This window comes from Motilimonas thetidivivens, assembly GCF_046452435.1.
Lineage (GTDB): Bacteria > Pseudomonadota > Gammaproteobacteria > Enterobacterales > CBDFNC01 > Motilimonas.
Window position 1 is genome coordinate 38,481 of sequence record NZ_JBKFDK010000011.1, and the last position, 25,135, is coordinate 63,615.

General features: G+C 44.6%; 28 protein-coding genes. 14 read left to right on the forward strand and 14 right to left on the reverse strand.

Annotated features, from left to right (window positions below; genetic code table 11):
• The first annotated feature begins 13 nt into the window (after positions 1-13).
• The 4 genes from ACK8OT_RS10025 to ACK8OT_RS10040 all read left to right on the forward strand — a co-directional run bounded on the left by ACK8OT_RS10025 (position 14) and on the right by ACK8OT_RS10040 (position 4,988).
• Positions 14-1,429, forward strand: coding sequence for an SLC13 family permease (locus ACK8OT_RS10025; protein WP_410196373.1), 1,416 nt, complete (start codon positions 14-16; stop codon positions 1,427-1,429).
• Between the two features lie 117 nt (positions 1,430-1,546).
• A complete protein-coding gene (locus ACK8OT_RS10030; protein ID WP_410196374.1) occupies positions 1,547-3,478 on the forward strand; it encodes an ATP-binding protein in 1,932 nt (643 codons plus the stop codon).
• A complete protein-coding gene (locus tag ACK8OT_RS10035) occupies positions 3,478-3,978 on the forward strand; it encodes a response regulator (protein ID WP_410196375.1) in 501 nt (166 codons plus the stop codon). Before ACK8OT_RS10030 ends, ACK8OT_RS10035 begins: the two co-directional genes overlap by 1 nt.
• A 248-nt stretch (positions 3,979-4,226) precedes the next feature.
• Positions 4,227-4,988, forward strand: coding sequence for a hypothetical protein (locus ACK8OT_RS10040; protein WP_410196376.1), 762 nt, complete (start codon positions 4,227-4,229; stop codon positions 4,986-4,988).
• Here ACK8OT_RS10040 and ACK8OT_RS10045 read toward each other — a convergent pair.
• Positions 4,968-5,225 carry a DUF4404 family protein gene (locus tag ACK8OT_RS10045; protein WP_410196377.1) on the reverse strand — a complete coding sequence of 86 codons (258 nt, stop codon included), beginning with the start codon at positions 5,223-5,225 and terminating at the stop codon, positions 4,968-4,970. The genes ACK8OT_RS10040 and ACK8OT_RS10045 overlap by 21 nt on opposite strands.
• 234 nt (positions 5,226-5,459) lie before the next feature.
• On the opposite strand from ACK8OT_RS10045, the gene ACK8OT_RS10050 reads away from it, so the two are divergent.
• Positions 5,460-7,412, forward strand: coding sequence for a diguanylate cyclase domain-containing protein (locus ACK8OT_RS10050; protein WP_410196378.1), 1,953 nt, complete (start codon positions 5,460-5,462; stop codon positions 7,410-7,412).
• Positions 7,413-7,417: 5 nt separating this feature from the next.
• Here ACK8OT_RS10050 and ACK8OT_RS10055 read toward each other — a convergent pair whose 3' ends face one another.
• The 6 genes from ACK8OT_RS10055 to ACK8OT_RS10080 form a co-directional block, all read right to left on the reverse strand.
• On the reverse strand, positions 7,418-7,633 hold the full coding sequence (locus tag ACK8OT_RS10055; RefSeq protein WP_410196379.1) for a hypothetical protein: 216 nt from the start codon (positions 7,631-7,633) through the stop codon (positions 7,418-7,420).
• Positions 7,634-7,642: 9 nt separating this feature from the next.
• Positions 7,643-8,608 (reverse strand): elongation factor P--(R)-beta-lysine ligase, encoded by a 966-nt coding sequence (epmA, locus tag ACK8OT_RS10060; RefSeq protein WP_410196380.1) that lies wholly within the window; start codon positions 8,606-8,608, stop codon positions 7,643-7,645.
• A gap of 21 nt (positions 8,609-8,629) precedes the next feature.
• A complete protein-coding gene (locus tag ACK8OT_RS10065; RefSeq protein ID WP_410196381.1) occupies positions 8,630-9,157 on the reverse strand; it encodes a hypothetical protein in 528 nt (175 codons plus the stop codon).
• A gap of 37 nt (positions 9,158-9,194) precedes the next feature.
• Complete coding sequence (locus ACK8OT_RS10070; protein ID WP_410196382.1) at positions 9,195-10,256, reverse strand: hypothetical protein; 1,062 nt, start codon at positions 10,254-10,256, stop codon at positions 9,195-9,197.
• Positions 10,257-10,340: 84 nt separating this feature from the next.
• Positions 10,341-11,654 carry a diguanylate cyclase domain-containing protein gene (locus ACK8OT_RS10075; protein WP_410196383.1) on the reverse strand — a complete coding sequence of 438 codons (1,314 nt, stop codon included), beginning with the start codon at positions 11,652-11,654 and terminating at the stop codon, positions 10,341-10,343.
• Positions 11,651-12,646: an ABC transporter substrate-binding protein gene (locus tag ACK8OT_RS10080; RefSeq protein WP_410196384.1), complete on the reverse strand. Its 996-nt coding sequence runs from the start codon at positions 12,644-12,646 to the stop codon at positions 11,651-11,653. Before ACK8OT_RS10080 ends, ACK8OT_RS10075 begins: the two co-directional genes overlap by 4 nt.
• A 335-nt stretch (positions 12,647-12,981) precedes the next feature.
• Between ACK8OT_RS10080 and frdA the strand changes: the two genes are divergently transcribed.
• From frdA to ACK8OT_RS10105, 5 genes are all read left to right on the forward strand, one after another.
• Entirely contained in the window at positions 12,982-14,778 is a 1,797-nt protein-coding gene (frdA, locus tag ACK8OT_RS10085) for a fumarate reductase (quinol) flavoprotein subunit (protein WP_410196385.1), read from the forward strand.
• Positions 14,771-15,508 carry a succinate dehydrogenase/fumarate reductase iron-sulfur subunit gene (locus ACK8OT_RS10090; RefSeq protein ID WP_410196386.1) on the forward strand — a complete coding sequence of 246 codons (738 nt, stop codon included), beginning with the start codon at positions 14,771-14,773 and terminating at the stop codon, positions 15,506-15,508. Before frdA ends, ACK8OT_RS10090 begins: the two co-directional genes overlap by 8 nt.
• A 9-nt stretch (positions 15,509-15,517) precedes the next feature.
• Complete coding sequence (locus ACK8OT_RS10095; RefSeq protein WP_410196387.1) at positions 15,518-15,919, forward strand: fumarate reductase subunit C; 402 nt, start codon at positions 15,518-15,520, stop codon at positions 15,917-15,919.
• Between the two features lie 8 nt (positions 15,920-15,927).
• Complete coding sequence (gene frdD / locus ACK8OT_RS10100) at positions 15,928-16,305, forward strand: fumarate reductase subunit FrdD (protein ID WP_410196388.1); 378 nt, start codon at positions 15,928-15,930, stop codon at positions 16,303-16,305.
• A 188-nt stretch (positions 16,306-16,493) separates the two neighbouring features.
• Positions 16,494-17,249 (forward strand): GAF domain-containing protein, encoded by a 756-nt coding sequence (locus tag ACK8OT_RS10105; RefSeq protein ID WP_410196389.1) that lies wholly within the window; start codon positions 16,494-16,496, stop codon positions 17,247-17,249.
• An 86-nt stretch (positions 17,250-17,335) separates the two neighbouring features.
• Here the strand turns inward: ACK8OT_RS10105 and efp are convergent, their stop codons facing one another.
• Complete coding sequence (efp, locus tag ACK8OT_RS10110; RefSeq protein ID WP_410196390.1) at positions 17,336-17,902, reverse strand: elongation factor P; 567 nt, start codon at positions 17,900-17,902, stop codon at positions 17,336-17,338.
• A gap of 31 nt (positions 17,903-17,933) precedes the next feature.
• Here efp and epmB point away from each other — a divergent pair, with 31 nt between their 5' ends.
• Positions 17,934-18,953, forward strand: coding sequence for an EF-P beta-lysylation protein EpmB (epmB, locus tag ACK8OT_RS10115; protein ID WP_410196391.1), 1,020 nt, complete (start codon positions 17,934-17,936; stop codon positions 18,951-18,953).
• Between the two features lie 88 nt (positions 18,954-19,041).
• On the opposite strand, the gene ACK8OT_RS10120 is transcribed toward epmB, so the two are convergent.
• Entirely contained in the window at positions 19,042-19,230 is a 189-nt protein-coding gene (locus ACK8OT_RS10120; RefSeq protein ID WP_410196392.1) for a hypothetical protein, read from the reverse strand.
• Between the two features lie 438 nt (positions 19,231-19,668).
• On the opposite strand from ACK8OT_RS10120, the gene ACK8OT_RS10125 reads away from it, so the two are divergent.
• On the forward strand, positions 19,669-19,986 hold the full coding sequence (locus ACK8OT_RS10125; protein ID WP_410196393.1) for a hypothetical protein: 318 nt from the start codon (positions 19,669-19,671) through the stop codon (positions 19,984-19,986).
• Between the two features lie 26 nt (positions 19,987-20,012).
• On the opposite strand, the gene ACK8OT_RS10130 is transcribed toward ACK8OT_RS10125, so the two are convergent.
• Both ACK8OT_RS10130 and ACK8OT_RS10135 read right to left on the reverse strand, forming a co-directional pair.
• Entirely contained in the window at positions 20,013-20,672 is a 660-nt protein-coding gene (locus ACK8OT_RS10130) for a flagellar brake domain-containing protein (protein ID WP_410196394.1), read from the reverse strand.
• A gap of 22 nt (positions 20,673-20,694) precedes the next feature.
• Positions 20,695-21,201 (reverse strand): DUF3087 domain-containing protein, encoded by a 507-nt coding sequence (locus tag ACK8OT_RS10135; RefSeq protein ID WP_410196395.1) that lies wholly within the window; start codon positions 21,199-21,201, stop codon positions 20,695-20,697.
• A gap of 157 nt (positions 21,202-21,358) precedes the next feature.
• Here ACK8OT_RS10135 and rluA point away from each other — a divergent pair, with 157 nt between their 5' ends.
• On the forward strand, positions 21,359-22,015 hold the full coding sequence (gene rluA, locus ACK8OT_RS10140; RefSeq protein WP_410196396.1) for a bifunctional tRNA pseudouridine(32) synthase/23S rRNA pseudouridine(746) synthase RluA: 657 nt from the start codon (positions 21,359-21,361) through the stop codon (positions 22,013-22,015).
• A 24-nt stretch (positions 22,016-22,039) separates the two neighbouring features.
• On the opposite strand, the gene ACK8OT_RS10145 is transcribed toward rluA, so the two are convergent.
• Positions 22,040-22,420, reverse strand: coding sequence for a DUF2799 domain-containing protein (locus ACK8OT_RS10145; RefSeq protein WP_410196397.1), 381 nt, complete (start codon positions 22,418-22,420; stop codon positions 22,040-22,042).
• Positions 22,421-22,639: 219 nt separating this feature from the next.
• On the opposite strand from ACK8OT_RS10145, the gene ACK8OT_RS10150 reads away from it, so the two are divergent.
• Positions 22,640-23,458, forward strand: coding sequence for a substrate-binding periplasmic protein (locus ACK8OT_RS10150; protein WP_410196398.1), 819 nt, complete (start codon positions 22,640-22,642; stop codon positions 23,456-23,458).
• A gap of 122 nt (positions 23,459-23,580) precedes the next feature.
• On the opposite strand, the gene ACK8OT_RS10155 is transcribed toward ACK8OT_RS10150, so the two are convergent.
• Both ACK8OT_RS10155 and ACK8OT_RS10160 read right to left on the reverse strand, forming a co-directional pair.
• On the reverse strand, positions 23,581-23,748 hold the full coding sequence (locus tag ACK8OT_RS10155; protein ID WP_410196399.1) for a hypothetical protein: 168 nt from the start codon (positions 23,746-23,748) through the stop codon (positions 23,581-23,583).
• Between the two features lie 222 nt (positions 23,749-23,970).
• Positions 23,971-25,092, reverse strand: a complete 1,122-nt coding sequence (locus ACK8OT_RS10160; RefSeq protein WP_410196400.1) for a beta-N-acetylglucosaminidase domain-containing protein — start codon at positions 25,090-25,092, stop codon at positions 23,971-23,973.
• Positions 25,093-25,135 lie beyond the last annotated feature (43 nt).

The window sequence follows — 25,135 nt, forward strand, 5'->3', positions numbered from 1 at the left end:
GACGGCGGCTAAAATGAAACTAAAAAAGTGGTTTCCCCTACTGATCTGCTTTGCTATTCCTCTCGCTGTTTTGGCATTACCCAGTCAGTTAATTCCTTTGCCTGAACTGACCTTGGTACAACACCGAATTATCGCCATTTTTCTGTTGGCGGCATTGCTTTGGGTGTTTGAGCCTGTGCCCGTATTTGCTACATCGTTACTCATTATCACGTTAGAAGTCGTGATGCTTTCCGATCAAGGCTTGCAAATGTTTGTCAGCCAACAAAGCGAAACACCTCTTGGCACTTTACTGCCCTATCAAGATATCTTTGCTAGCTTTGCTTCACCCATCATCATTTTATTTATGGGCGGTTTTGCTTTGGCCATAGCCGCATCTAAATACGACCTTGATATTAATCTTGCACGCGTATTACTCAAACCGTTTGGCAATCAAGTTCAATATGTCATGCTCGGGTTGATGCTGATAACCGCGGTGTTTTCCATGTTTATGAGTAATACCGCCACCACGGTAATGATGCTAGCTATCTTAGGGCCCATCATCGCTTGCGCCCCCGAAAACGACTTAGGGGCCAAAGGCTTGGTGCTTGCCATTCCGATTGCGGCCAATACGGGCGGTATCGCCACACCAATTGGCACTCCGCCCAACGCCATCGCCCTACAATACCTCCCCGAAGGCGCGGTTAGCTTTGCCCAGTGGATGATGGTGGGATTGCCTTTTGTCTGTGTACAGTTGGCCATCGCTTGGTTTTTATTGCGTTATTTGTACCCATCCAAGAACAAGCACATGGAGTTAAAATTAGCCGGTCAATTCTTACACTCCCCTAAAGCTTGGGTGGTATATATTACCTTTGTAGCCACCATTATCATGTGGCTAACCACCCAACTTCACGGCATGAACTCCTATGTAGTTGCCATCATTCCGCTGGCTGTTTTTACGCTAACTGGAGTGATCACCAAGCAAGATTTAAAGCTCATTAACTGGGATGTATTGTGGTTAGTTGCCGGTGGTATCGCCATGGGCATGGCATTGGATAAAAGCGGACTGGCGGTAAAGCTCGCAAACAGCCTTAATTTTGCTGATATGGGAGTATGGCTGGTGATCATTAGCTTGTCATTAACCTGTTATGCAATGGCTAATTTTATGTCTAATACCGCGACAGCTAACTTAATTATGCCGATTGCAGCAGCCGTCGCCACCACCATGAGTAGCGGTGAAGTAGCTGGGCAATCGGAGCTAGGGTTGATCCCCATTCTAGTGGTAGTCGCCTTCTCCGCCTCACTCGGTATGGTACTTCCGGTTAGCACACCGCCTAATGCGCTTGCCTACTCAACCGGCTTTATTGCCACCAAAGATCTATTAAAAACCGGCATCATCGTTGGGGGCACTGGATTAACCTTAATGTACCTAACCCTGTTATTTATAATCTAAGTCGAGGGAAATGGAGGGGGCAAACGCTCGCATAAATATGCGTAAATCCCCACCTAGCTCAAGTAAAACTTTATTAACTGTTTATATAATAAACATTATTTGGTTTAGAAGATGACTATGACGCGTTTTGAGCTAGTATGTTTGCACAGCAATGCAGAGCGACTGCTTAGTCTTCAGAGCAGCTTAGGCTCATTAACTTCGCACTTTAATTTACGATTATTTCGCGATGTTGAGCAGTGGCAGCAAACTGAAATGGCAAGCTCATCCATTGCGTTGATCATCGCAGAGTTAAACACCAACACGTTAGCATTGTTGAGCCATCATGCTCAGCATAATCTCGACACGGCGATAGTGGTTTTCCCACCTGCGGATGCCAGCTTACTGGTTGATTTAATCAATCAAGCTCGGGTTGATTTTGTCATCCCCCCAGAGAGCCCAGAGGCTCTACAACAAAAAATACACCAGCTGCTGTGTCAATTTCTCACCCAGCGACAAATGCTAACGCATGATTATGAAGCTGTATTTGGGCCGCTACCGATTAAACCAACCCTAGCCGCGAATCAAACCCAATTTTTAGATTATGGTTTGTACTCAGATGCAGAGCTATCCGATTTAGTGATCAATACCCTCTATCGGGTATTTAAAGAAAACGATGAGCAACACGTCTGTCGTAGCTATCACAAAAACCATTTACTGACTCGTGAAGGCGAACACAATACGGCCCTGTGGTTTATTGCCAAAGGTGAAGTGCTACTCAAAAAATCCACCCCACACGGGCCTGAGCAAGAGGTAACCGTAATGCGTTCAGGCTCGATGGTGGGCGGAATGTCTTTCATTACGGGTGAACCAGCATTTACCACCAGCATTACCTTAACCGATACCGAAGTGATCAAGTTAGAAAAAAGCCAGTTTGCCACCTTGATGAAATCAAACAGTGAATTACTTGGCCCCTTCACCCACTTATTGCTGCGTAACTTTAACCGACGTCTGCAAGGCAGTATTGTTACCAAGCTAAAATTGCAATCCACCTTGCAATCACTCGACGCAGCTCACGCTCAGCTGGTTGAAACAGAAAAAATGGCGGTATTAGGGCAACTCGTTGCAGGCGTGGCTCATGAATTAAATAATCCGGTGGCGGCCATTTTACGCGGCACCGACACCTTAAAAACCAAGGTGCCTTTTTTATTAGATCAAGATCTTGATATCGCAACTCGCCAGCTTGGTGCGAGCACCTTAAGTAATGCCATGCAAATCACGCCACTTTCAACAGCCGTGATACGCCAACGAACCAAGGCAGCCATCCCTCTATTTGGCAATAATGCGTTGGCCAAAAAAGCGGTGCAAATGGAGCTCGACAGCCCAATTCAATTTCAACACCATTTTGCCAACTGTAGCCAACAAGAAATTGAACAAAATATTAAGCTACTGGATAACTACTATCTGGTTGGTAATTTTTTACGTAGCATTGATGTTTGCGCCAAACGCATAGCGGATTTAGTTAAAGGGTTAAAACACTATGCAGGACAAGACGTAGAGCAAGCCGTTTTCGCCGATATTCATGAAGGGCTAGAAGAAACCTTGGTTATCTTTGAAAACAAACTCAAAGCCTATGAGGTGATCAAATCCTATCAGGATATTCCATTAGTGCAATGTCACCCTATCGAATTGCAACAAATTTGGACGAACCTTATCGCCAATGCGATTGATGCCACTCAAGGCACAGGCTGCATCCAAATATCAACTTCGAGCCTAAATCGCTATCAACGCGATTTTGTCTGTATTAGCGTTGAAGACAATGGCCCCGGCATTGCTGAGAATAAGCGCGCCGCAATTTTTGAATTGAACTACACCACAAAACGAGAAGGCAACTTTGGTTTAGGTATAGGTTTAACCGTCTGCCAACAAATAGTTAAACGCCACCACGGTGAAATAAAAGTATTCAGTAGCACGGACGAAAATCAACATTTTACCCGCTTCGATGTTTACCTCCCGGTGATAAATCCTATTATCAAACAAAGGGCGAGAGCTGAGAATCAACAGGAGTCATAATGAACAAATACATAATTTTATGTGTCGATGACGAAAGAGAAGTACTAGACAGCGTATTAGCCGACCTTGATGAACTGAGCCCGTTATTTGACTTAGAGGGTGCACAAAGTGTGGATGAGGCCAGAGAATATCTCATTGATGCGCAACAAAATCAGCAACACTTAGCCTTAATTTTATGCGACCACTTAATGCCCGGCACTAAAGGGGTCGATTTTTTGATAGAGTTACAACAGCAACCTGATTACAAAAAGGCTAAAAAAGTCTTACTAACGGGTCAAGCCGGACTGGAAGACACCGTTGATGCCCTCAATCGCGGCGGCTTGGACTTTTACATCGCTAAACCTTGGCAAGGTGATGAGCTACTCGCCCACGCCCAAGAGTTGCTCACGGACTACATTCTCGACAACGAAAAAGACCTGATGCGCTACGCCAGAGCACTGGATGCCGAAAAAATATTTTCAGCCATACACGTCAGACGCCAAAGCATCTCAGATGAATAAACTTAGGATGGTGTCGTGGCAAGGTTCTGTTTTGATGGCTCAAAATCTGATAATCATACCCAATCAATTTGAAGCTGCATGTTTCAAGTTGATTAGGTATAAATGCCCCCGAGTTTAATTTTGAGTATCAGATTTAATGGAATTTAAACGCCGATTACCATGTAAAAAACCGAGTTAAACAAGTATAGTGATGTCCAACATTATGCTCGGCTCAGGTTTTTTTCAAAAAACACCCTAGAATGGAACTTATGCCCCCCTTTGAAGCTGCAGAAAAGCGGCTAAAAATTCAATTCGATACTAGCGTAGATCTCCTTCAATTCCCGAGTAGCTTCTGGCAACAACAGTTAAACTTTTGTTCAGCGACGATTTTATCAAGCGTATGCAATCAGCAGATTCATGCCTATTTGTTATCAGAATCAAGCTTATTGGTTTTTAAACATCATCTCATTCTAATTACCTGCGGCTTATGCCCTCTAATCAATACCGCCATGGCATTGATTGAGCATTTTACGCCACAATCTGTACGTGAGCTTAGCTTTCAACGCCAAAGCGAACAAAACCCAGAATTACAACTAAGCCAGTTTAGCGAGGATGCAGCTAGGTTACGAAGTATCTTTAACAAGCTTAAAGTCTCAACAAACAGCGTCCATTATCTGCATGATTTAGCGCCTGCCTCCCCGAATGCTTTACATTGGCAACTCAGTCCCTTACCTAAACAATGGCAATGGCGCTTATCTAATCAAAACTTAGATAAACCCCGCTTGCGCCAACTATTGGCATTAGAGCAGTTAAATCAAGACTATTTGATTGATGATTGGTTGTTTGAGCCGATTGGCTATTCCGCCAATGGTATTGCTCGTAAGAATAGAAGCCAAGATTACTTTTGCCTGCACCTAAGCCCCGAGCCTAGTTGTAGCATCTTGAGCTTAGAATGCTCAAATGCTACTACCCTAGGCATGCTAAAAAACCACTTAGACCAATTTACTCAACTATATTCCCATACCACTTAAGGTATTGATTAGATTTCTAATTGCTGAGCTTAATTGAGGGTGAGCTTGTTCGAAGTTAAGCATTTCTTGCTCTAACTGCTCAGCAACTTGCTGCTGCGGTGTTTTCCCCGTTTTTAGCGCTAATTCTATTTCATCGGCCACTTGCCTTAAATTTGAAACCGTACACTCGTCAGCGGGAAATGCTTTTCTAATAGCGTTATCTAATTGCTCAAGATCTTGTGACAGCTTTTGTTTCATAGTAACGTCCTTTGGTTAAACAAACAGGATATTGGAAAATTACCTCGCCCAAATAATGCGGCTATTCACAATCTTAATACTATCTTGCTTTGTAAGATGAAATTGCGCTCATCAGCACAAAAATACCTTGATACTCGTGATTTAATAATACTAAAAACAACCATCCAAGACAGATGATTAAACTAGCTGCCAACTCAATACCAAGAAAATCATGGCAGTCATTAAGGGCAAAAAGTGGGCAATTTAAACAACGCTAACCGCGAACCTAACTTAACTTCCAAGTGGCTCCCACCTTTGGCGGTATTTGTTTTTATGCTGTGCTTGAGTAGTTTTTTCACCCTTTACCAACTTCAGTATAACCAAAGTTTTCAACTTCAGACTTATAACAATCAAGGTCAGGCCGTCGCTCGGCGCTTAGGTGAGCTGCTATCGCAAGAAAAGCTAAGCGATGTGGTGAGCTTAACAAACCACCTTGCTAACGATAAGCGCATTGTGAAAATGGTCATTTTCGACCACCAGCTTAATCAAATTCACTCTTGGCCATTTAGTCAAAGAACCACGCCACCTAGTTTAGCTGACAAGCTGACACCTTGGACGAGTGATTATTGGATAAAACAAGAAATTCGCTTAGAAGATACAGTAAAGGGGTACATTTATACCCAAATTAGCTTTAACACCCTTTTACTGCATGCTCAAAAAAGCATTTATGTTGGTGTTGCTTTAAGTGTGCTGTTTAGCTTGATTTGCCTCTGGATTATACGTCGCCCATATAAGCACTTTCGACAGTTTATCTTAGGCTTAGCATCATTAATGCGCGATTTTAATCCTAAGTCTACCCCTCATACCAAGGCGCAAAAACACTATACCTTAGCCTTGTTTAAGGCCGATTTCGATGCGCTATTGCAAAGTATTAAAGCCAAAGAGAAATACCAAGATGAAACTATGGCTCAACTGGAAAAGCGCAAGGTATTTGCAGAAACCATCATCGAAACGGTTCAGCATAGCCTAGTGGTGTTGGATAAAACCTACTGTATAAAACGGGCAAATCAGGCCTTTTATAATCTAATGGAAGATAATGAAGATGATTTTATCGATCTTTTCTTACCGGATTTTATGCCGCAAATTTCAGAGCATAAAGCCGAGCTAGATCTGATTTTCATAGGTGATAGATGGCAGTACCGTAATCAACTCACATTAACGAGTAATAACAAAACCAAATACTTGCGTTTTACCGCAACACGCTTAAGTCAGATTGGTCATGCCAGTCAGTTACTTCTTGCCTTAGAAGACATTACCAGTGAAATAACCTCTGCCCGTCAAACCCAGCTAGCAGCCAAAATGTTTCAGGCTAATCGTAACGGTGTCGTCATTTTGGATCGCCGTCATTATATTCAAATGATTAACCCAGCCATGCAATCACTTTTAACCGAGCAACTTGATGGCATTGAACTACGTGGCGATTTTAAACAACTGATAGCGAATGCCAAACAGCGCCAGTTAATTGATAACATCTTAGCCCAAACCAAGAGTTGGCACGGCAAGGAAGAATTAACCTTCGGTGAAGAAAGCATCCCATTTGAAATTAACTACACCGCCATTTTTGACAAGCAAGGAAACAAAGAATACAGCATATTACAGTTCGCCGATTTACGGGAAAGCTACCAAATCGAAAAGCTAGAAAAAATGGCCTTGCATGATGAACTGACAGGCTTGCCTAATCGGGCCAACCTAATGCAAAGCTTAGAGAAAACGCAAACCTATCATCAACATAGGAAACTAAATTATGCCATCGCTTTCTTAGATCTTGATGGCTTCAAGCAAGTCAACGACAACTATGGTCATGATGCCGGTGATTATTTATTACAACAAACAGCTCAACGCCTGCGTCAACATATCCGCCAAACGGATTTAGCGGCGCGACTTGCTGGTGATGAATTTGTGTTGGTTCTCGAAAATTATCAAAATATTAATGCTCTTCATAAGCTAGCGCAAAAGCTACTCGAAGCATTAACCCAACCTTGTCAGTTGGGAGCAGAAAGTTTTGCTGTCTCAGCTAGCATTGGCATCATTTATGTCAACCAAGCGAGTATCCACATGGCCATCTCCGAGCAACTTAAACTTGCTGATGAGGCCATGTATCAAGCAAAACAGCAGGGTAAAAATCAGGTAGTGATAAGAGAAACTTAATTTAGCTATAAACCATCATTTTGGCCTTCGGCCTTGAATAATTTGATCACCCAAAGGTAAAGTGGCAAAGCGACAACCATCACTGCGGCGCTTGCTAGCCAATCTAGATCAGGATCATCAATCAAACCTTGACCTAAATAGATGATACCTAAAACCAGTAGCCAGTAAGCAATTCTAACGACTTGACCTAGATGTGAATCATTTACTTTTCTTAAACGCATGACATCAACCTATGCTCGTTCAACGGGAAATGCGATCACCTGATCTATATGCTCAGCCCCCAAGGCCAGCATCACCAAACGATCTACCCCTAATGCTACCCCAGCGCACTCAGGTAAACCATGCTCTAACCCCGCAAGTAACAAGTTATCAATCGGCATTTCTGGTTTACCCGTAGCACGACGCTTGGCATTATCAGCGATAAAGCGCGCTTTTTGCTCAGTCGCATCGGTGAGTTCATTAAAGCCGTTAGCTAGCTCTATTCCTTGATAATAAACCTCAAAGCGCTCCGCAACGCGGGGATCTCCCGGATGTAAGCGTGCTAATGCAGCTTGCGAAGCCGGAAAGTGATAAACAAAACAAGGCGCATCCTGACCAATTTGAGGCTCAATAACCATGCAAAAGAGCAGCTGAAGCAAGGTATCCTTGCAGGTCTCGGTAGCCGCAATTTCAGTAAAGCCATGGGCATCTGCCAGTTGCTTGAGCTCAGCTAGATCGGCTCTTAATGGATCAACTTGTAAAAACTGCTCAAACGCCTGTTGGTAAGTTAAGCGAGAAGGCACATCACAATTGAGTACCAGCAGTAATAAATCTGCCACTTCATCCATCAAGGCAAGATCATCAAACCCAGGGCGATACCATTCCAACATAGTAAATTCAGGGTTATGAAATCGGCCAGATTCTTCATTTCTAAATGCTTTACAGATCTGATAAATAGGCCCAGAGTCAGCGGCTAACAGGCGCTTCATATGAAACTCGGGCGAGGTTTGCAAATATAAACTTTGCCCTACCGCCGCACCTGGGCCTATGTATTGACTGATAAATGGAAACAGATTTATATCCGTAATACTGGCCTGACTCATGGCGGGAGTATCCACTTCTAATACCCCACGCTGTTCAAAGAAAGACCTGATTTTATTAATAATCTCAGCCCGTTGCTTAAGCGCTTGAAGAGATGCTGTCGGGAACCAATTCATCCAAAAATTTCTCCCTTACAATTAAGCGTCATGGTCATGGTCATGGTCATGGTCATGGTCATGGTCATGGTCATGGTCATCAAGTGTCACACCAAAACGCGCAAACAAGGCCGCACTAGGCTCAGATTCATCTTCGCCGCTAGCCAAATAATATAAATGTTCCCATGTCAGGGCGTAAGCTAAAGCAAGTCTTTGTAAACGTTTACGTTTCAAATTTCGCTCTGGTAATACTGCCGCCCCTGCAAATTGCTGCAACTGCTCGATAATATTGACAAATTTCATCACAGCATGGGACTTTGGAGGGTTTAAACCCGCTTGGTTAAAGGCAACTAACGCGCGCCAAAAACGAGGATCGGTTTCGGGATCCTGATACCGCTCTGCTTGGCAAATATCGTGGTAGAATGAACCACTGTTGCCGCCTTGTCGGGTGATATATTGCGCTAATTGTTCGGCCAGAAAAGCTTGACCATATTGCGTGATCAGCGCCTGAGATAAAGGAGCCTCGGATTGCGCTAATTGCTGAAAAAATGTCTGCCATTGCTGAGCCACGGCTTATCTCCCTGTAAATTATTCACTAAATGGTATTCTATAATCGTTGCTGCAAAGCGTGCTTGAGAGCGTCAACCTTACTGCCCTGCGCGAGTGCTCGCGTTAACCTTGTTCGTTCGTGTTGAATTTTAACATGCGCTTGTTGTAATTGCGTTGTCAGAGAAAGATCTCCCTGACTAAATCGGCGCCATGCCCACATTTTCGCCGTATTAGCTTGCAAGGTCCGCTGGTAGCTTTGACTATATGCGATACCTTGTTGCTCTAGTGCTTGTTTTATCGCTTGACTCATAGCCACATCAAACTTCACATTCTGTGTGGCATGCTGCTGATACAAAGACAGAATTGTACTTAGATCTGAATGCTTTTTCGCTCGCACCAGCCGCTGCATCAAAGCTTGTTTTTGCGGCTTACGAAGCTCATCTTGCTCTTTATCTGGATGTAATTGATGCGCCAACCGCTTGTATAGTTTTTGCATTGTTTTATCACGTAAGATAGGCGCAGCCAAATCTTGCCAATGCTCAACGCTCACCCCATTTGCGCTTTGCTGCCCCGTCTTTGTTGCTTGGCGAGCAAGCTCAAGCCAGTCAGTTAATGTATCGGGTGAGGCAATCAAACTAAGCAGCTCTTGAGTGGTGATGTCACAATCATGCTCAAGCAATATAGTTAACGCTTTGCGTAGTTGGCTTAAAGTGGCATGGCTGGGAATGATATCTTGCTTTGCCACCACAAGCATTTGCTCAACAAGAGCGTAAATAAGATCCCGTATCGGCTGCATATCAGCAAGTCCATGTTCCCCCAAGGCTTGGGCATCCTTGATTATCCAATTCACGAGTTGCTGGCGCTCCAAGTCCTCAAGCTGACCTGAAGAAATGTACGCTAACCACTGTTGTAACTGCTGTAACTTTAGGCTTATCAGCTCTAACTCAGCTGAGCCAAGGGCTGACATATAAGCCTGATGATAAGCTGTGGCTTGCTGCTCTAATGCTTGCTGATGTTGACCTAACTGCGATACCTGCTGCAATAAAAGCTGCGCTTCAACATCACTAAAGTGTAATCGGTTTATTTGGCTCGAGGAGGGGGACTTGGCAGACTCAAACATAATGACATGTTAACTTTTTTGGCATCGCAGTGCGTCTATGTTAGCTAACTATGCTTGTTGACACCATGCTACTCGCCATCTTTTTCAACTTGGGCTTGTTAAAGATGATGTTGCTTTTTGCCGACGCTGGCTTTTATTTTGGTACATAGCATTATCAGCTATTTTAAGCAGCTCAATAAACGAGTCAGCTTGCTCAGGATACATGGCCATGCCAATACTCGCGCCCGTGCTCAGCGGTTTATCATGCCAAGTTATGGGCTCAGACAAGGTTGCACTAATTTGCTGTACTTTCTTTTCCGCTTCTTTGCTGCTAGCCAGTAAGTCTAGCCAAACCACAAATTCATCCCCCCCTAGCCGGCCAACTAGATCCGACTCTCTGACTAGAGTTCTTAACCTTTCGGCGATGGTATTGAGCACAAAATCCCCCGCATCATGGCCATAGTTGTCGTTAATATCTTTGAAATAATCCAAATCAATAAACAACAATGCACCATGGCTATGCGTTCGCTTACTTCGCATCATGGCAATGGATACCTGATTAGAAAAAGCTCTGCGGTTAAATAATCCCGTTAATTCATCATGCTCGGCCAAATATTGTAATTTAATATGTTGCGCGCGTAATTGGCTAGTTTGCTGCTCGACTTCATACTGCAACAAGTCTCGTTTGATGGTGGTTTTTTGCAGGGAATCTTTCATTTGATTAAAGAATTCCGCTAACTGAGTAAACTCGTCACGCGGTCCAGGCCGTAGTCGACTGGTAAGCTCTCCTTTAGCAACATCTCGCATACCATATTGCAGCATGGTAAATCCTACTCGAAAACGCCTCAACGTAGCATAAGCAAACAGAGCGAGTACCACCGCGATCAACAGCAACAACACACCGATAAAATACAGCATATTTAGCGAAACGCGCTGCGCATCTTCGATAGCTCTATGGTGCAAACGGTATAAATCTTCGGTTATCCCTTGGATAGTCATATTAAGCCGAGCTTGCAACATCGAATAGTGCTCTTTATCGGCTTGTGGATCTGAAATATGGACAGGCTCATTAAGCTGCATATTGAGTAGCGCCCCCATCGTGGCATTCATACGCTTTAAATTTGCCATCTCAGGCAAACTCGAAGTCGATAAAGCAGAGGAGTGCTCAAGTAATTCGCTTAATCCCACTTGCGTTTGCTGCGCTTGAACTAAAGCCAGCTCATCTTGGTATTGATGAAAATGCCATAAATGGCTACGCAATAGATCCAAATTCAACTGAATTTTCATAATATGGGATAACTCAACATTGGCATGAGCTTGATGCGAATGAAGGCGAAAGAGGGAAATAATCATGACAAAGATAAGTCCAACCGAAAGTAGGGTCAGAATCAATAAGCGTCGAGAGATAACCAAATTCACTGCGGCCCCGCGATAGCTGAGACTGGATCAGATAATTGCCAAACTAGCATACTGCGAAAGTCAGGAATCTCTTGCGACTCAACTAAGCCTTGATCCATCGCCCAGCGCGCCTGAGTTTGTAAATTAGACAGCAAAGCATTCCCCAAGGATAAACGAAATAAATAGTCTGACCACGACCAACTCAGTTGTTCAAAAGGCACATTTAAATGCTCACTCACCAAGGCTTGGCTACGTTTGGGATAAGATGTAAGCATAAGATTGGCTTGTTCAATAGCCCCTAACAACGCGGCCAAAACCGCTTGGTTTGGCATGTTGGGCTGCTGCGCAATTAAATTAAATGACAGATTGTATACCCCATCACTTTGCAGCTGTCGTACTTGTTCTGGTCGAGTGATATTCAATTCGTAGCCCAAAGGTTCCCATCCCGAAATAGCGTTAACCTCTTGCTTAATCAAAGCGTCAACCAATTGATTTTGAGAATAAAACCCCCTATCTACCCGCGCGATCTCAAGGCCATTTAAAATCAACAAGCTGTCTAAAAAAAACTCACTGGCACTGCCTTTGATCACCCCGACTTTTTTACCCAGCAGATCATCCACACTATTGATACCATTACCTTTAAGAGTCAATAACTTAACATCGTTACTTGATTCAACGAAGGAAGTGAGCAACCTAAGCTCCGGATGGCGAAAACTTTGAAACATAAACACCGTTTCCGAGGCCGTAGCGAGATCAACCTTATATTCCAATAACATATCAACGCAATGAACGCCTCCTCGGCAAGGTACCAACTCAACATTGAGTCCTTTTGCCTTAAACATCCCTTTACTTTGAGCGATGAAAAAAGCAGAAGACAAAGGTGTTTGCGATACGGCGATGCGAATAACAGGTACAACCGCAGGTGTTTCGGTAGTGGCAGTCCCCCCCCAAAAGGGACGAGTGAAGATCACAACGAGCACCACTCCTACACATGCCATCGCGGTTTTGATCATTAAGCTTCATCCCTGCCTTCTCTCTAACTAGTTAAAGTGTAGCTAGGAATCACGAAATTAGATGAATTTCTGTGCAATCAAGCACGCTGATTTAAACGCTAAATAGATAACCAGATCACACCCCTTACTCACACCTTGGGCAGTGTCCTTTATTGAAATTAAAGTAGGCTAATATTGTGTAACTGAAAAGGAAGTTTAATTGCTTGTTTTAACGAGTAATTAAATTAATCAAATTGTCTTATTTCAGCCCCTGTTTTTGATCAAGATCATGCCTTTTACAGGGGAAGAGAGGATCATCAGTCATAACAGCAAAAACACTCCTTAGGAGGTAATTAGTGGAAATAATCAAAACGGATGTAGCCATCATAGGCGCAGGTGGAGGTGGTCTTCGTGCAGCCATTGCCGTCGCTGAGAGCGACCCTAGCTTAGAGATAGCGCTAATATCAAAAGTCTATCCCATGCGCAGCCATACTGTTGCGGCGGAAGGTGGCGCAGCGGGCGTAGTGCAAGATCACGATTCGTTAGACAACCACTTCAACGACACCGTATCAGGTGGCGACTGGCTTTGTGACCAAGATACGGTGCAATACTTTGTCGAAAATGCAACTCGCCAGCTAACCCAACTTGAACATTGGGGCTGCCCTTGGAGCCGCCGTGAAGATGGTAAGGTTAATGTTCGCGCATTTGGTGGGATGAAGATCGAGCGCACTTGGTTTGCCGCCGACAAATCCGGCTTTCATATGCTACATACCCTGTTTCAAACATCGATTAAATACCCCTCTATTAAGCGTTTCGATGAGCACTTCTGTTTAGACTTACTGGTCTTTGATGGCAAAGTTCAAGGCGCCGTGTTACTCGATATTGCCGAAGGTATTACCCGTGTCATTCAGGCAAAAAGTGTTATCGTTGCCACCGGTGGTGCTGGCCGAGTTTATACCTATAACACCAATGGCGGCATTGTCACCGGTGATGGCATGAGTATGTGTTATCGCCACGGTGTGCCGCTGCGTGATATGGAGTTTGTCCAGTACCATCCGACCGGACTTCCCGGCTCGGGCATTTTAATGACCGAAGGTTGTCGCGGCGAAGGCGGTATCTTGGTTAATAAAGATGGCTATCGCTACCTGCAAGATTATGGTTTAGGCCCAGAGATCCCGGTTGGTCAAACCAAGAATAAATACATGGAACTAGGCCCTCGCGATAGACTCAGTCAATGTTTCTGGCAAGAACAACAAAAAGGCCGCGTCATTAGCAGCAAACGGGGTGATGTGGTACATCTCGACTTGCGCCATCTTGGTGAAGCCAAAATCAATGAGCGTTTACCTTTTATTCGTGAACTTGCAAAAGCTTATGTTGGTGTCGATCCTGTGCACGAACCCATCCCCGTGCGCCCAACAGTACATTACACCATGGGCGGCATAGAAACCGACGCCCTCACCGCCACGCGTCTGGCCGGCCTTTATGCCGTTGGTGAATGTGCTTCCAGTGGCCTACATGGCGCCAACCGGTTAGGCTCTAACTCCCTGACCGAGCTGGTTGTGTTTGGTGAAGTTGCCGGTCAACAAGCGGCTAAATTTGCGAAAGAAAACAAACATGTTGCGATAGCAAAAGTTCGTGATGCCGCCAATGAAGTCATAGATAAAGCCCATACCTTACTGCACAGTGAAGGCACAGAAAGTATCGCCAGCATTCGCAAAGAAATGGGCGATTGCATGGAGGCAGGCGTAGGCATATATCGCACCCAAGCTTCGATGCAGCAAGCCATAGACAAATTAGCCGAACTAAAACAGCGCTACAAGAAGGTAAAAATCAACGACAAATCCAGTGTGTTTAACACCGAGTTTTTATACGCAGTTGAACTAGGCTATCTCCTTGATACCGCCGAAGCCATGGCTCATAGCGCTATTTTACGTAAAGAATCGCGTGGCTCGCACCAACGCATCGATGGCTATGAAAAGCGTGACGATGAAAATTATCTCGCTCATTCACTGGCATTTTATAACCCAGATGCCGCACCAACCATAGATTACAAATCCGTGGTAATAACTAAGAGCCAACCTGCTGAGCGCGTTTATGGCGCGGCCTCAGAAGCGCAAGAGAAAGCTAAATCTACGGAGGAAAAACATGACTGAATCTAGCATAGAGATCGACATCCTTCGCTATCGCCCTGAACAAGACAATGCGCCGTTTATACAAACCTATCGCATTCCTTATGATGAAGAAATGTCGATGCTGGAAGCCTTACAATATATTAAGGATGAGGTTGACGGCACCTTAAGCTTTCGTTGGTCTTGTCGCATGGCCATTTGTGGTAGCTGTGGCATGATGATAGACGGGGTGCCCAAACTCGGTTGTAAGGCTTTTTTGCGTGATTACTACCCCAATAAAATCAAGCTAGAGCCTCTAGCTAACTTCCCCATTGAGCGAGATTTAGTGGTGGTGATGGATGATTTTATTGCCAAGTTAGAGAGCATCAAACCCTATATTATTCCCGCCGAGGAAAAGTCACTCGAGCAAGGCGAATACATTCAAACACCAGAGCAAATGGCGAAATACAAGCAGTTTTCCATGTGTATTAACTGTGGCCTGTGTTACGCCGCTTGCCCTCAATACGCCTTGAATACGGACTTTACCGGCCCCGCTGCATTGGCATTATTAGCCCGCTATAACCGCGACTCTCGTGATGCAGGCAGCGCCGAGCGTATGGCAATCGTCAACGCCGAGGAAGGGGTGTGGGGTTGTACCTTTGTTGGTTATTGCTCCAAGGTCTGTCCAAAAGGAGTAGATCCTGCAGCCGCCATTCAATTGTTTAAAGTCGAAAGTGCCAAAGATTACTTAATTGGCATGTTTAAACCCGAATAGGAGCCCATCATGCAACCAAGTTCAAGTAAACGTAAACCCTACCAACGGGAGCTGCCCGTCGATTGGTGGCTCAAACATGCGTTTTATACCAAGTACATGATCCGTGAAGGCACCAGTATCGCCATTACTATTTACAGCTGTATTCTTGCTTGGGGGCTACTGCGCCTTTCCCAAGGAGAGCAAGCTTGGCAAGGCTGGCTTGAAGCTCTGCAGCACCCTATTGCCATCATTTTCCATCTTATTGCACTTGCATTGGCCTTATACCACACCATCACTTGGTTTGATTTAGCGCCAAAGGCTGCGGATATTTGGTTAAATGGCAAAAAGTTAGAAGATAAAGTCATCGTGATCGCTCACTATGTTGGCTTAGCAGTAGCCACTGCGGCTGCACTTATCATCATTACTTACTAGGGGGCGCTATGAGTCATCAATCTACACAGCAACCAAAACGCTCTCACGAGCCCGTTTTTTGGGGATTATTTGGTGCTGGCGGCATGCTTACCGCATTTTTAACTCCGGTTATGATCCTCATTACTGGGATCCTTGTTCCACTGGGTGTCATCGACAGTGAAGCGCTTAGCTATGAGAGAATGCACGCCTTTGCGACCTCTTGGTATGGCGCAGCGATTTTACTGGTGTTGATTGCCCTGCCGCTTTGGCATACCTTGCACCGAATTTTTCATGGCTTGCATGATATTGGTGTTCATCGGGGGCGTGACTGGCAACAAGTTATTTGTTACGGCGCAGCCTTTGCTGTGAGTGTATTTTGCTTCACCTTGTTGGTGCAAATGTTTTAGTTGCTAAGAACACGTCAGCACTGTTAAAGCAGTGCTGACGTGTTTAGAGTTAGCCTATGGCCAAATACAGAGGAAGTTTTGATTAATAATAATTAACCTGTTGATGCTGTTTTTTTACCGGAAAAATTAAGCAAGTTCCTATTCAAGGTGTATGCTTTTGAGAGAACCCATAGCGCAGTTGCGAATTTATGACTCATTCTCAAAAAAACGTCTTGCAGTTTTTATCAACTAATGTGAACCATACTGCAAAGGACGGCCAAGTAAGCAGCTCACCAAACAAGTTGGCTCAGCGATTACAAAGCTTGTACTCAATTTCTGAGCTAGGTAAAGAGTCGATGCCTTTTCATCAGCTGTTTAGCATATTTCATCGCTCACTCAAACCCGCTATTTATGCTGAAAACATCTTAATCGCCTTATACAATCCAGAGCGAAGCCACATTCATATTCCTTATTTCGTCGATCAGGCCGATGACGAATTAGAGCTCACTGGATTCACCCCCGCTCGCGAGTTTATTGAGACCACTTTAGTTGGTTATATATTTCGTCGCAAACAGCCTATGCTGGCCGATAATCAAAAGCTAATGCGCCTGAAGCAATCAGGTGCGGTCACCTTTCGGGGTACAGCGAGTCAGTGTTGGTTGGGATTACCTCTGATATATCAAGGGGAAGTGATGGGGGTTTTAGCACTGCAAAGCTATGATGCTCAATACAACTTTAGCCAAGATGATCTGGAGTTTCTGCAATACGCTAGCAACCCGTTAGCAGCTGTTTTAGGCTATCAAATGACTAAGGCATCACAACAGGCCTATGCGGAGCAATTAGAAGATTTAATTGATTGGCAGCTTGATGAACTCAAGCAAGTTGGTAAAAAAGCGGTGCAGTTAGAAACATTTCAAAAAGCTGAGATAAGCCCAAGAAGTTGCAAGCAAAAAGTAACCCATTAAGCCGCGAAAAATGACCCGAAAGGGCTAGGATAGGTCGAGATAAAGCATAAAAAAGCGGAAATAATCCGCTTTTTTATTGGGTCGTGTTACTTAACTCGGCCAACGTATTCAGCAGAGCGGGTATCCACTTTAATCACTTCACCAATTTGAATGAATAAAGGGACACGTACTACCGCACCGGTTGATAAAGTGGCAGGTTTACCACCCGTACCGGCTGTATCACCTTTTAGGCCTGGATCCGTTTCCACAACTTCTAGCTCAACAAAGTTCGGTGGCGTTACCGCAATCGGGTTATCATTCCAAGTGGTAATAGTACATACGTCTTGTTCAACTAACCATTTAGCTTGCTCACCCACGGCTTTTGCATCAGCAGCGACTTGCTCAAAAGTATCGTTGTTCATGAAGTGCCAAAACTCACCATCGTTGTAAAGGTAAGCTAAGTCATAGTCCATTACATCAGCGGCTTCTACAGATTCACCTGATTTAAAGGTTTTCTCTAGTACTTTACCTGACAGTAAACGGCGGATACGAACACGGTTAAAGGCTTGGCCTTTACCTGGTTTTACAAATTCGTTTTCAATGATGGCACAAGGCTCGTTATCGAGCATAATCTTTAGGCCACTGCGAAAATCACTGGTACTATATGTTGCCATTTTTTCCTCTTAGCAAAATCGAGTTACGCAAATGCGGCAAATAATAACCCGAAATGACCTCTCTGTGCAGAGGCATTGGCAAAAAGAACTAGCAAATGCGATCAAAACCCCGCAAGAATTGATAAAAATCCTAAACTTGGATGAACAAGAATTTGCTGCAGGGTTTGTCGCCCGCCAATCTTTCCCTATGTTGGTGCCCTTACCTTTTGTCGCCAAGATGATCCCAGGAGACAAAAACGATCCTTTATTGCGCCAAGTATTGCCGCTAGAGCAAGAACTTATTCAAGTACCAGGCTACCAACTTGACCCTCTTGAAGAGCATGACACCGTGGTACCTGGGTTACTGCATAAATACAAAAGCCGAGTTTTATTTATCGTCAAAGGCGGCTGCGCCGTGAATTGTCGTTATTGCTTTCGCCGTCATTTTCCTTATCAGGATAACAGCCCGAATAAAAGCCAATGGCAAGCCGCTATCGATTACATCGAGCAGCACGGTGAAATCAACGAAGTCATTTTAAGTGGTGGCGACCCTTTAATGGCCAAAGACGAACACCTTGACTGGCTAATCACTCAGCTAGAGCAAATACCGCACCTTACTCGAGTTCGCATCCATACTCGCTTACCTGTGGTTATTCCGAGTCGTTTAACGCCAGAGTTGCTATCTCGATTACAAGCCAGCAGGCTAAAAGCGTTGATGGTGCTGCATATTAATCATGCCAACGAAATCGATCAGGCACTGCGCCAAGGGCTGCAACAAGCCCGAGCCCATAACATCACCTTACTAAACCAAAGTGTGCTGTTACATGGGGTTAATGACTCACCTCAGGCCTTAGTGGCGTTAAGTGAAGCCCTATTTGAAGCGGATGTATTGCCCTACTATCTACATTTACTAGACAAGGTTGCGGGCGCCGCGCATTTTGACGTACCAGAACAGCAAGCCAAGGCGTTGATTCAAGAAATGCTGATTGCGCTACCCGGATTCTTAGTTCCTAAACTTGTAAGAGAAATTGCCGGGGAAGCCAGCAAAACTCCCATAGATTTACATCGGTAAGTTAACAAGTCACACCAGCAAGGCCTATATCTAGAACGAAAAAACGCGCTTGAAGCGCGTTTTGGTCACTCTTAATCACCCAAAAAAATTAGACTTGGATATTGATATTTTGACCAATCGAACTAGATGGATCAGGCTTTGGCGCTGAATTCGAGGACTCTAGCGTTGCCGACTGGATCAATTGTAGCTCTTGCTGCCCTTGACCCTCTTGTTGCTTTTTATTCAGTGCCGCTTGCCAAGCTTCTTGACCTAAACCTGAATTTCCCGATACCTGCATACTGCCTCCTGTATCTGTGCGTACTAAAATGTAAATGCTGTATACATATAATTGTAGCTTAATTTCCCAATCGAGCGCAGAAGTTGGCAATTGGGTAATCAAATGAACAGATGCTCATTCAGCTTGTCGTCACTTGATTATACCCAATCAACCTGAAGATGCTTGATTTCAGCAAGAATTTACAGGCGTTTAGGCAAGGCATTGATTGCGGGTAATGGCTTCCCCTTATCAAAATCAATAACGCTGTATAAACGCCTGTAAAACTTGCCCTCTGGGAGCGCCACCGTGTTCCCACTACGTTGTTACGCTAATTTAGAAGGTGCTTACATTCCTGCATTAGCGTGCCTAGTATCGAAAACACGGTGGCGCTCTGAAACATGCAACTTCAAGTTAATTGGGTATATACTACCGCCATTACTTAACGGCTTATTTTAGATTATGACACACGAACAAATTTTAAACAGTTTAAAAGAAAATATTCAGCTCATTTACCGCCAATCTGTCGATGCGGATCAAGCGATTGCTTCTCTTAAAGAACAAGATAAAGCCAAGTTCTCAGCAATATTTGGCGACAATACGCCATTTCGAACACGCTCACCGCTGTTTCTTGTTCACGTAGAAGAGCTCGCCGCAGACTTGTTAGCATTACAGCAAAGTAACGATGATGACGATTTTAAGCGCACCTTAGCCGAGCTAGTAAAAAAGATAGAAATGATGTTCAAAACTTTGCAAGCCTTTAAACAAGGACTTAAATAACACGTGATCAAGAGTGATAAGCTTTTTTACTGCTCTTGATCTAAACTGATCAGCATCTTTTCAAATATCTGCTCTACATTTTGACTGACGCTGTGATCAAGCTTGATACCAATAGACCAGAGTCCCGATTCTTCTTTTTGATTACAAACCACCCCCAATAATTTGAACAGCTCACTTTTATTGGCATTCTCAACCATAATCGTCATCTGCTGGCCTTTAAAAGCGCTATTTTTCACCGGATCAACCAAACGAACTCGACAGCCATGAGGTGAAATATCAATAACCTGACCCGATAGCATTTGCGTGCCATAACGCACCTTAGCCGCCAATTTAGTGGGTAAGCGTCGCTCCGTACGCAGCGGTTGACGCTGCACTAAGCGAGGATAGCTGATGACTAACATTTTCGTCGGTCTAGAAACCGTTGTGATAACTTGACACTTGAATGCCATCACCGAGCCAAGTTGATCTTCAATGAGCACCCTCACTATGATGTCATAGCCTTCTCGCAACATATCAAACTTATCCCCCCAACGCTTAGGATCAGGGTATTGCAGCAATAAAAAATCCTGCGCTTGATAACCGATCAGCGCTAACTTCATTTTCGACCTTACCCCCGCAGGCGTCACCGCTTCCACGTGTAACATCATCCCTGGGCGTAAAAAGTTAAGTTGATCTGTTGTAGCCATGCCATACATCCATTAGGGCGAATTAAAATTGGTTTAACGCATCACGAGAGTAAGCATTAACATCAAGCTTGGCCCCCTGAGCGGTAGCCTGCTCTTCGAGCGTATTCATCAAGGGTCGCAGCTCGTCGAGGGTGATCGTATTATCATCCAGTTGCCACAATTGGCGCGAGCCTTGATAAGAAAAATGTAGCACCTGCATGGCCATCACATTCCCTTGCTTAGCGGCTTGTTCAATTTGGCGGATCTTGCGATTAATTAGATTAAGCTCATGTTTAAGATCCCACACATACATGACTTCTTCCATATAAGGATGAGTACGATAATGACGCAATAACTGTAGTACCAGTGCACCACCTAATACGACACCCGCTAAGTTGTAAATGAAGTTAGAGCCCGTCTCATCGCCAAAAAAATAGATTAGCGTAGTAGAGATACTGAGGGAAACCACGGTTAATACCGCAATCGCGGCCACTATCACACGGTTAAGGCGCTGGCGATATTGTCGTTTATCTATCTCTCTTAGTTTCATGTGTAATCCTTGACCTTGGTAACCCATTCTCATGATTCAATGCCGGCTACTATACAACAAGCAAAGCAAAAGCCGTAAACTTGTCATCGGTTGACTTTGCGCAATCAAACCGGAAAAGGTATCCTAGCGCCAATTTCAATCTAGGCAAAACACCCCCATGGCAATGCTCGAATATCACCCTCCAACCGATCCTTGGTTAGACATCATTTATCAAGATCGTGACATCATCGTCGTCAATAAACCCAGTGGTTTACTATCCGTACCGGGGCGAGATCCTAAGCATAGCGATAGTACTTGGCGCCGCGTACAAGAGCAGTTTCCCGATGCACAAATTGTCCACCGCCTAGATATGGCGACCTCTGGCGTAATAGTGCTAGCCATGCATAAAGATGCCGAGCGCAACTTGAAAAAGCAATTTATGAATCGCGAAACCGAAAAAGTTTACTACGCCAGAGTGTGGGGACACTTAGCCGAAAAGTCCGGCCTCGTTGATTTGCCATTAATCTGTGATTGGCCTAACCGTCCCAAGCAGATTGTTTGTTATGAAAATGGAAAAGCTTCACAGACTTACTTTGATGTGGAGAGCGAAGATGAGCAAACTAGCTTAGTCAAACTCACTCCCATTACCGGACGCACGCACCAACTAAGGGTGCATATGCAAGCCATTGGGCATCCTATTTTGGGGGACTATTTCTATGCCACTCCCGAGGCGCAGGCGCTGTCTTCACGCTTATTACTGCACGCCACTTGGCTCAAAATAAAGCACCCCAGAACCCATCAAGCCATGGAGTTTTCTTGCCCCCACGGCTTTTAACTACTAGCGGCAGTCAAGCGACTCTCAGTCAGGAAGTTCAGGACTGAGAAACTTGTCTCTGCCGCGTTGCCAATGCAGCTTAAATCTGCCCTTATCCTTGTCATCACAAACCCCAAAATAAGGGCGACCTTGACGGCCTAGTTCATAAGGATCTTGCTCCTTACAATACACATTTACGCCCTGTTGATAAGCCGATAAGTATTGCTCGTAGTCTGCATCAACAACCTGATATTGATTAGCTAAATGAGCTAACTCATCCGCCGTTTTTGCGCTCTTTCCTTGATGACCATCGCGCTCACCCAATGCCCCCCATTGCGCTTGCTCAACCAGATGCTGCTGCGTTGGCATTTGCGAGCAACCCGCAAGCCCTGTCAATAACAGCCCAAATAACATAATCCTCATCATTATCTCCCCTTTGGTGAACCACTTATCAATCTCCAAGCATCCGCTAGCAGCTATACAGCCAGAGTAAGCTATAGCTATATCATAGCCATTGAAGCTCAACCTAAGCTGTACCAAAACATAGCCAAGATATTGTTGTTTCTTGTTTCTGATATGTACGCCTGAGATATTCAGTTATAATTTGCTCTGTTCTGGCCGAGTCCTAAGTTACAGGAGTAAGATGTGTTTTCTCATTGGCGTATTAAAGGTTTATTGCAAATCCACAAGGCAATACTAGCCGGGATGCTGGCTCTGCAGCTCACCCCTGCCATTGCCAACGCCGAACTCGCTTTACTCACCTCCCACGAGCCACCGATGAACTTTGAGCGCCATGGCAAGGTAGAAGGCGTGATCACTGACTATGTCAAACTACTTGCGAGTCATACCCAGCACCAACAAGAAATAGAAATCGCGCCTTGGGCACGCGTGTTAGAGCTAGGGCTACAGCGTCCCAATACCTTGATCTTTAGCGCCGAGCGTAACCCGCAGCGAGAAAGAAGCTTCTATTGGATAGGCCCTGTCATGGCCAAACATTGGTATTTTATTACCCGTGAAGACAGCGATAAAAAATATCACCAATTAGAGCAATACAAACAACTGGAATACATTGGCGTACTCCGTGCTGACAACCGCGAGACATGGCTGAAAGCTCAAGGCTTCACTAATCTCTATCCCCTCAACACATTAGAGCAAGCCTATAAAATGCTGCTGGCAAAACGCATTGATGCCGTGCTGACAGGTGATATTGAGCATGCCTACATGCTGGCTCAGCAGCCGGCATTTCAGCAATTGGTTAAAGTTCATTACGTGAATACCGCCTACAGCTATTTAGCGCTCTCCAAAAGCACTCCCGCCGACATCGCAAAGCAATGGCAAGAGGCTTTTCAACACTACAAAGAAAGCCAAGAGCTGATCGAAATACAACACAAGTGGCAACAAAAACTGACCCGAGATCTCACCTTGCATGAGGGGATGTTTGAGCTGAGTAAAGCTAAACATTAGTCGTTTGATCTCGGCTGGGAAATAAGGCCGCTTTAAGGCTGTTCAACGAAAAAACCGACGGCCTGAGAGGTATAAATTTTAGCCAATAAAAAAGCCAGCTAAAAAACTGGCTTTTTTATTAACTAGAAACCTTGTTCGTCACCTTCTGCATATTTCTTCTGACGCCGCTTATCACGCACAAGGTTGGCTTGAATTTTTTCTTTCTTCTTGCGCTTGTGATCTGCCACGTCATGGTAGTCTGGATCTTCGTAGTCGTCATCATAATCATCGTTGATGAATGTCTTACCCATAGCTTTAAAGCTCCAATGTTGATTACATTGCAATAAATAGCCTTAGCAGAGCACGAAATAAAGTGAAAGTTTTTCACCTTCATGAAAAGTTATTTTGCAGATAATTTAAACAATTGCCGCAATGATACCAAGGGGATATTTATTGTTATCAAAGCAACTATAGCCCCTCAGTATGACAACTTTATTGCACTAAAAACGCGCCCAAATTTCAGTTTGTTGTGGCTAATCTTGGGTCCATTGCTGCACCTTGTTGGCATCAAATTCGTATTCTTTATTGAGCCAACCAAGTACCTCTTGTGCCATGGGATGATCAAACTTGCTATATCGCGCTTGCAATCCTTTTACCTCTTCGGGCGTAAGCAACTTAAAACCGCGATCAGCAAAATCAGCCGTATCTTGCGCTAATTGAACGGCTAAGTCTTTGGGCGCTAATTCAGTGAGCGCTTGCTGCAGAGCGAGTTCAGGATCATATTGCTCACCCTGTTGATACACTAGCGGTAAGGTGTATAGCGATATTTTGGATAACTGAGCTTGATTCATAGGATTAACAAAATGGCCGCGAGTTAAACTTGGCATGCTTGCTAGCCGGTCTTTAAAAGCGCGTAAGAACAAATAGTGCCAATTTTTCATATCATTAACGGGGTAATTATCCCAAATCACAGGCTTGCGCCCCAACTGCTCTGCAACACGGATGAGATGCTCAGGAGGGTAAGCGACCGACCAGACGCTTGGTCCGGTCCAAAAAACGTCGAACTTCTTATCTAACTTTTGTCCTAAGAGCTCTAAGTACCCTTCGGGTTTGGCTCCAAAAATCCGCTCTAACACCGGATCATCCGAATAATAGGTAGGACACATAATTACTTCTTCGGCCTGACTGTGCTGCGCAATAAAGTCACAAATCTCGGCCTGATTCACCGCCAGATCAGGCACGTCACCTCGCATGTCATCAAATAAGATGCACAAAATGTCGGCCCCAATGGCATTTATTTCAGCCATTTTCTTGACCAAGGCATCACGGGTTTGACTATGCCAGTGTTGGTAAACTTCATAAGGGCTCAAGGCAATGCCAAACTTTAAACCTGCCTGTTGATAACAACGGGCTAATTGTTGTAAATGCTCCCGCTCTGCGTCACTCCAAGGTTGTTGCCAATGCTCACGTAGCTTGAGATCAAACTTCGGGCCATAGATATAAGCGCCATATCCTTGCTTCGCTAAAAAGTCGCAATATTCTAGGCGGGTTTGCCATGACCACGGCTTGCCATAAAACCCTTCAATCACACCTAGATTGAAACCTTCATTTTGCTCGAATACCTTAGCTTGCATGCAAATCCCCCACTTAATCATGTATTTCGCCAGCATAAAGAAAATATGGGAAAAAACTAGCGTT

What these genes read in the sequence shown, in the direction of transcription:
- epmB (WP_410196391.1), top strand. Translation starts at nt 17,934, where the DNA reads ATGCGGCAAATAATAACCCGAAATGACCTCTCTGTGCAGAGGCATTGG.
- epmA (WP_410196380.1), bottom strand. Translation starts at nt 8,608, where the DNA reads ATGAATTGGTTCCCGACAGCATCTCTTCAAGCGCTTAAGCAACGGGCT.
- rluA (WP_410196396.1), top strand. Translation starts at nt 21,359, where the DNA reads ATGGCAATGCTCGAATATCACCCTCCAACCGATCCTTGGTTAGACATC.
- ACK8OT_RS10120 (WP_410196392.1), bottom strand. Translation starts at nt 19,230, where the DNA reads ATGCAGGTATCGGGAAATTCAGGTTTAGGTCAAGAAGCTTGGCAAGCG.
- ACK8OT_RS10160 (WP_410196400.1), bottom strand. Translation starts at nt 25,092, where the DNA reads ATGATTAAGTGGGGGATTTGCATGCAAGCTAAGGTATTCGAGCAAAAT.
- frdD (WP_410196388.1), top strand. Translation starts at nt 15,928, where the DNA reads ATGAGTCATCAATCTACACAGCAACCAAAACGCTCTCACGAGCCCGTT.
- ACK8OT_RS10030 (WP_410196374.1), top strand. Translation starts at nt 1,547, where the DNA reads ATGACGCGTTTTGAGCTAGTATGTTTGCACAGCAATGCAGAGCGACTG.
- ACK8OT_RS10135 (WP_410196395.1), bottom strand. Translation starts at nt 21,201, where the DNA reads ATGAAACTAAGAGAGATAGATAAACGACAATATCGCCAGCGCCTTAAC.
- ACK8OT_RS10035 (WP_410196375.1), top strand. Translation starts at nt 3,478, where the DNA reads ATGAACAAATACATAATTTTATGTGTCGATGACGAAAGAGAAGTACTA.
- ACK8OT_RS10130 (WP_410196394.1), bottom strand. Translation starts at nt 20,672, where the DNA reads ATGGCTACAACAGATCAACTTAACTTTTTACGCCCAGGGATGATGTTA.
- ACK8OT_RS10155 (WP_410196399.1), bottom strand. Translation starts at nt 23,748, where the DNA reads ATGGGTAAGACATTCATCAACGATGATTATGATGACGACTACGAAGAT.
- ACK8OT_RS10095 (WP_410196387.1), top strand. Translation starts at nt 15,518, where the DNA reads ATGCAACCAAGTTCAAGTAAACGTAAACCCTACCAACGGGAGCTGCCC.
- ACK8OT_RS10125 (WP_410196393.1), top strand. Translation starts at nt 19,669, where the DNA reads ATGACACACGAACAAATTTTAAACAGTTTAAAAGAAAATATTCAGCTC.
- ACK8OT_RS10145 (WP_410196397.1), bottom strand. Translation starts at nt 22,420, where the DNA reads ATGATGAGGATTATGTTATTTGGGCTGTTATTGACAGGGCTTGCGGGT.
- ACK8OT_RS10090 (WP_410196386.1), top strand. Translation starts at nt 14,771, where the DNA reads ATGACTGAATCTAGCATAGAGATCGACATCCTTCGCTATCGCCCTGAA.
- ACK8OT_RS10080 (WP_410196384.1), bottom strand. Translation starts at nt 12,646, where the DNA reads ATGATCAAAACCGCGATGGCATGTGTAGGAGTGGTGCTCGTTGTGATC.
- ACK8OT_RS10070 (WP_410196382.1), bottom strand. Translation starts at nt 10,256, where the DNA reads ATGTTTGAGTCTGCCAAGTCCCCCTCCTCGAGCCAAATAAACCGATTA.
- ACK8OT_RS10025 (WP_410196373.1), top strand. Translation starts at nt 14, where the DNA reads ATGAAACTAAAAAAGTGGTTTCCCCTACTGATCTGCTTTGCTATTCCT.
- ACK8OT_RS10040 (WP_410196376.1), top strand. Translation starts at nt 4,227, where the DNA reads ATGCCCCCCTTTGAAGCTGCAGAAAAGCGGCTAAAAATTCAATTCGAT.
- efp (WP_410196390.1), bottom strand. Translation starts at nt 17,902, where the DNA reads ATGGCAACATATAGTACCAGTGATTTTCGCAGTGGCCTAAAGATTATG.
- ACK8OT_RS10055 (WP_410196379.1), bottom strand. Translation starts at nt 7,633, where the DNA reads ATGCGTTTAAGAAAAGTAAATGATTCACATCTAGGTCAAGTCGTTAGA.
- ACK8OT_RS10045 (WP_410196377.1), bottom strand. Translation starts at nt 5,225, where the DNA reads ATGAAACAAAAGCTGTCACAAGATCTTGAGCAATTAGATAACGCTATT.
- ACK8OT_RS10105 (WP_410196389.1), top strand. Translation starts at nt 16,494, where the DNA reads ATGACTCATTCTCAAAAAAACGTCTTGCAGTTTTTATCAACTAATGTG.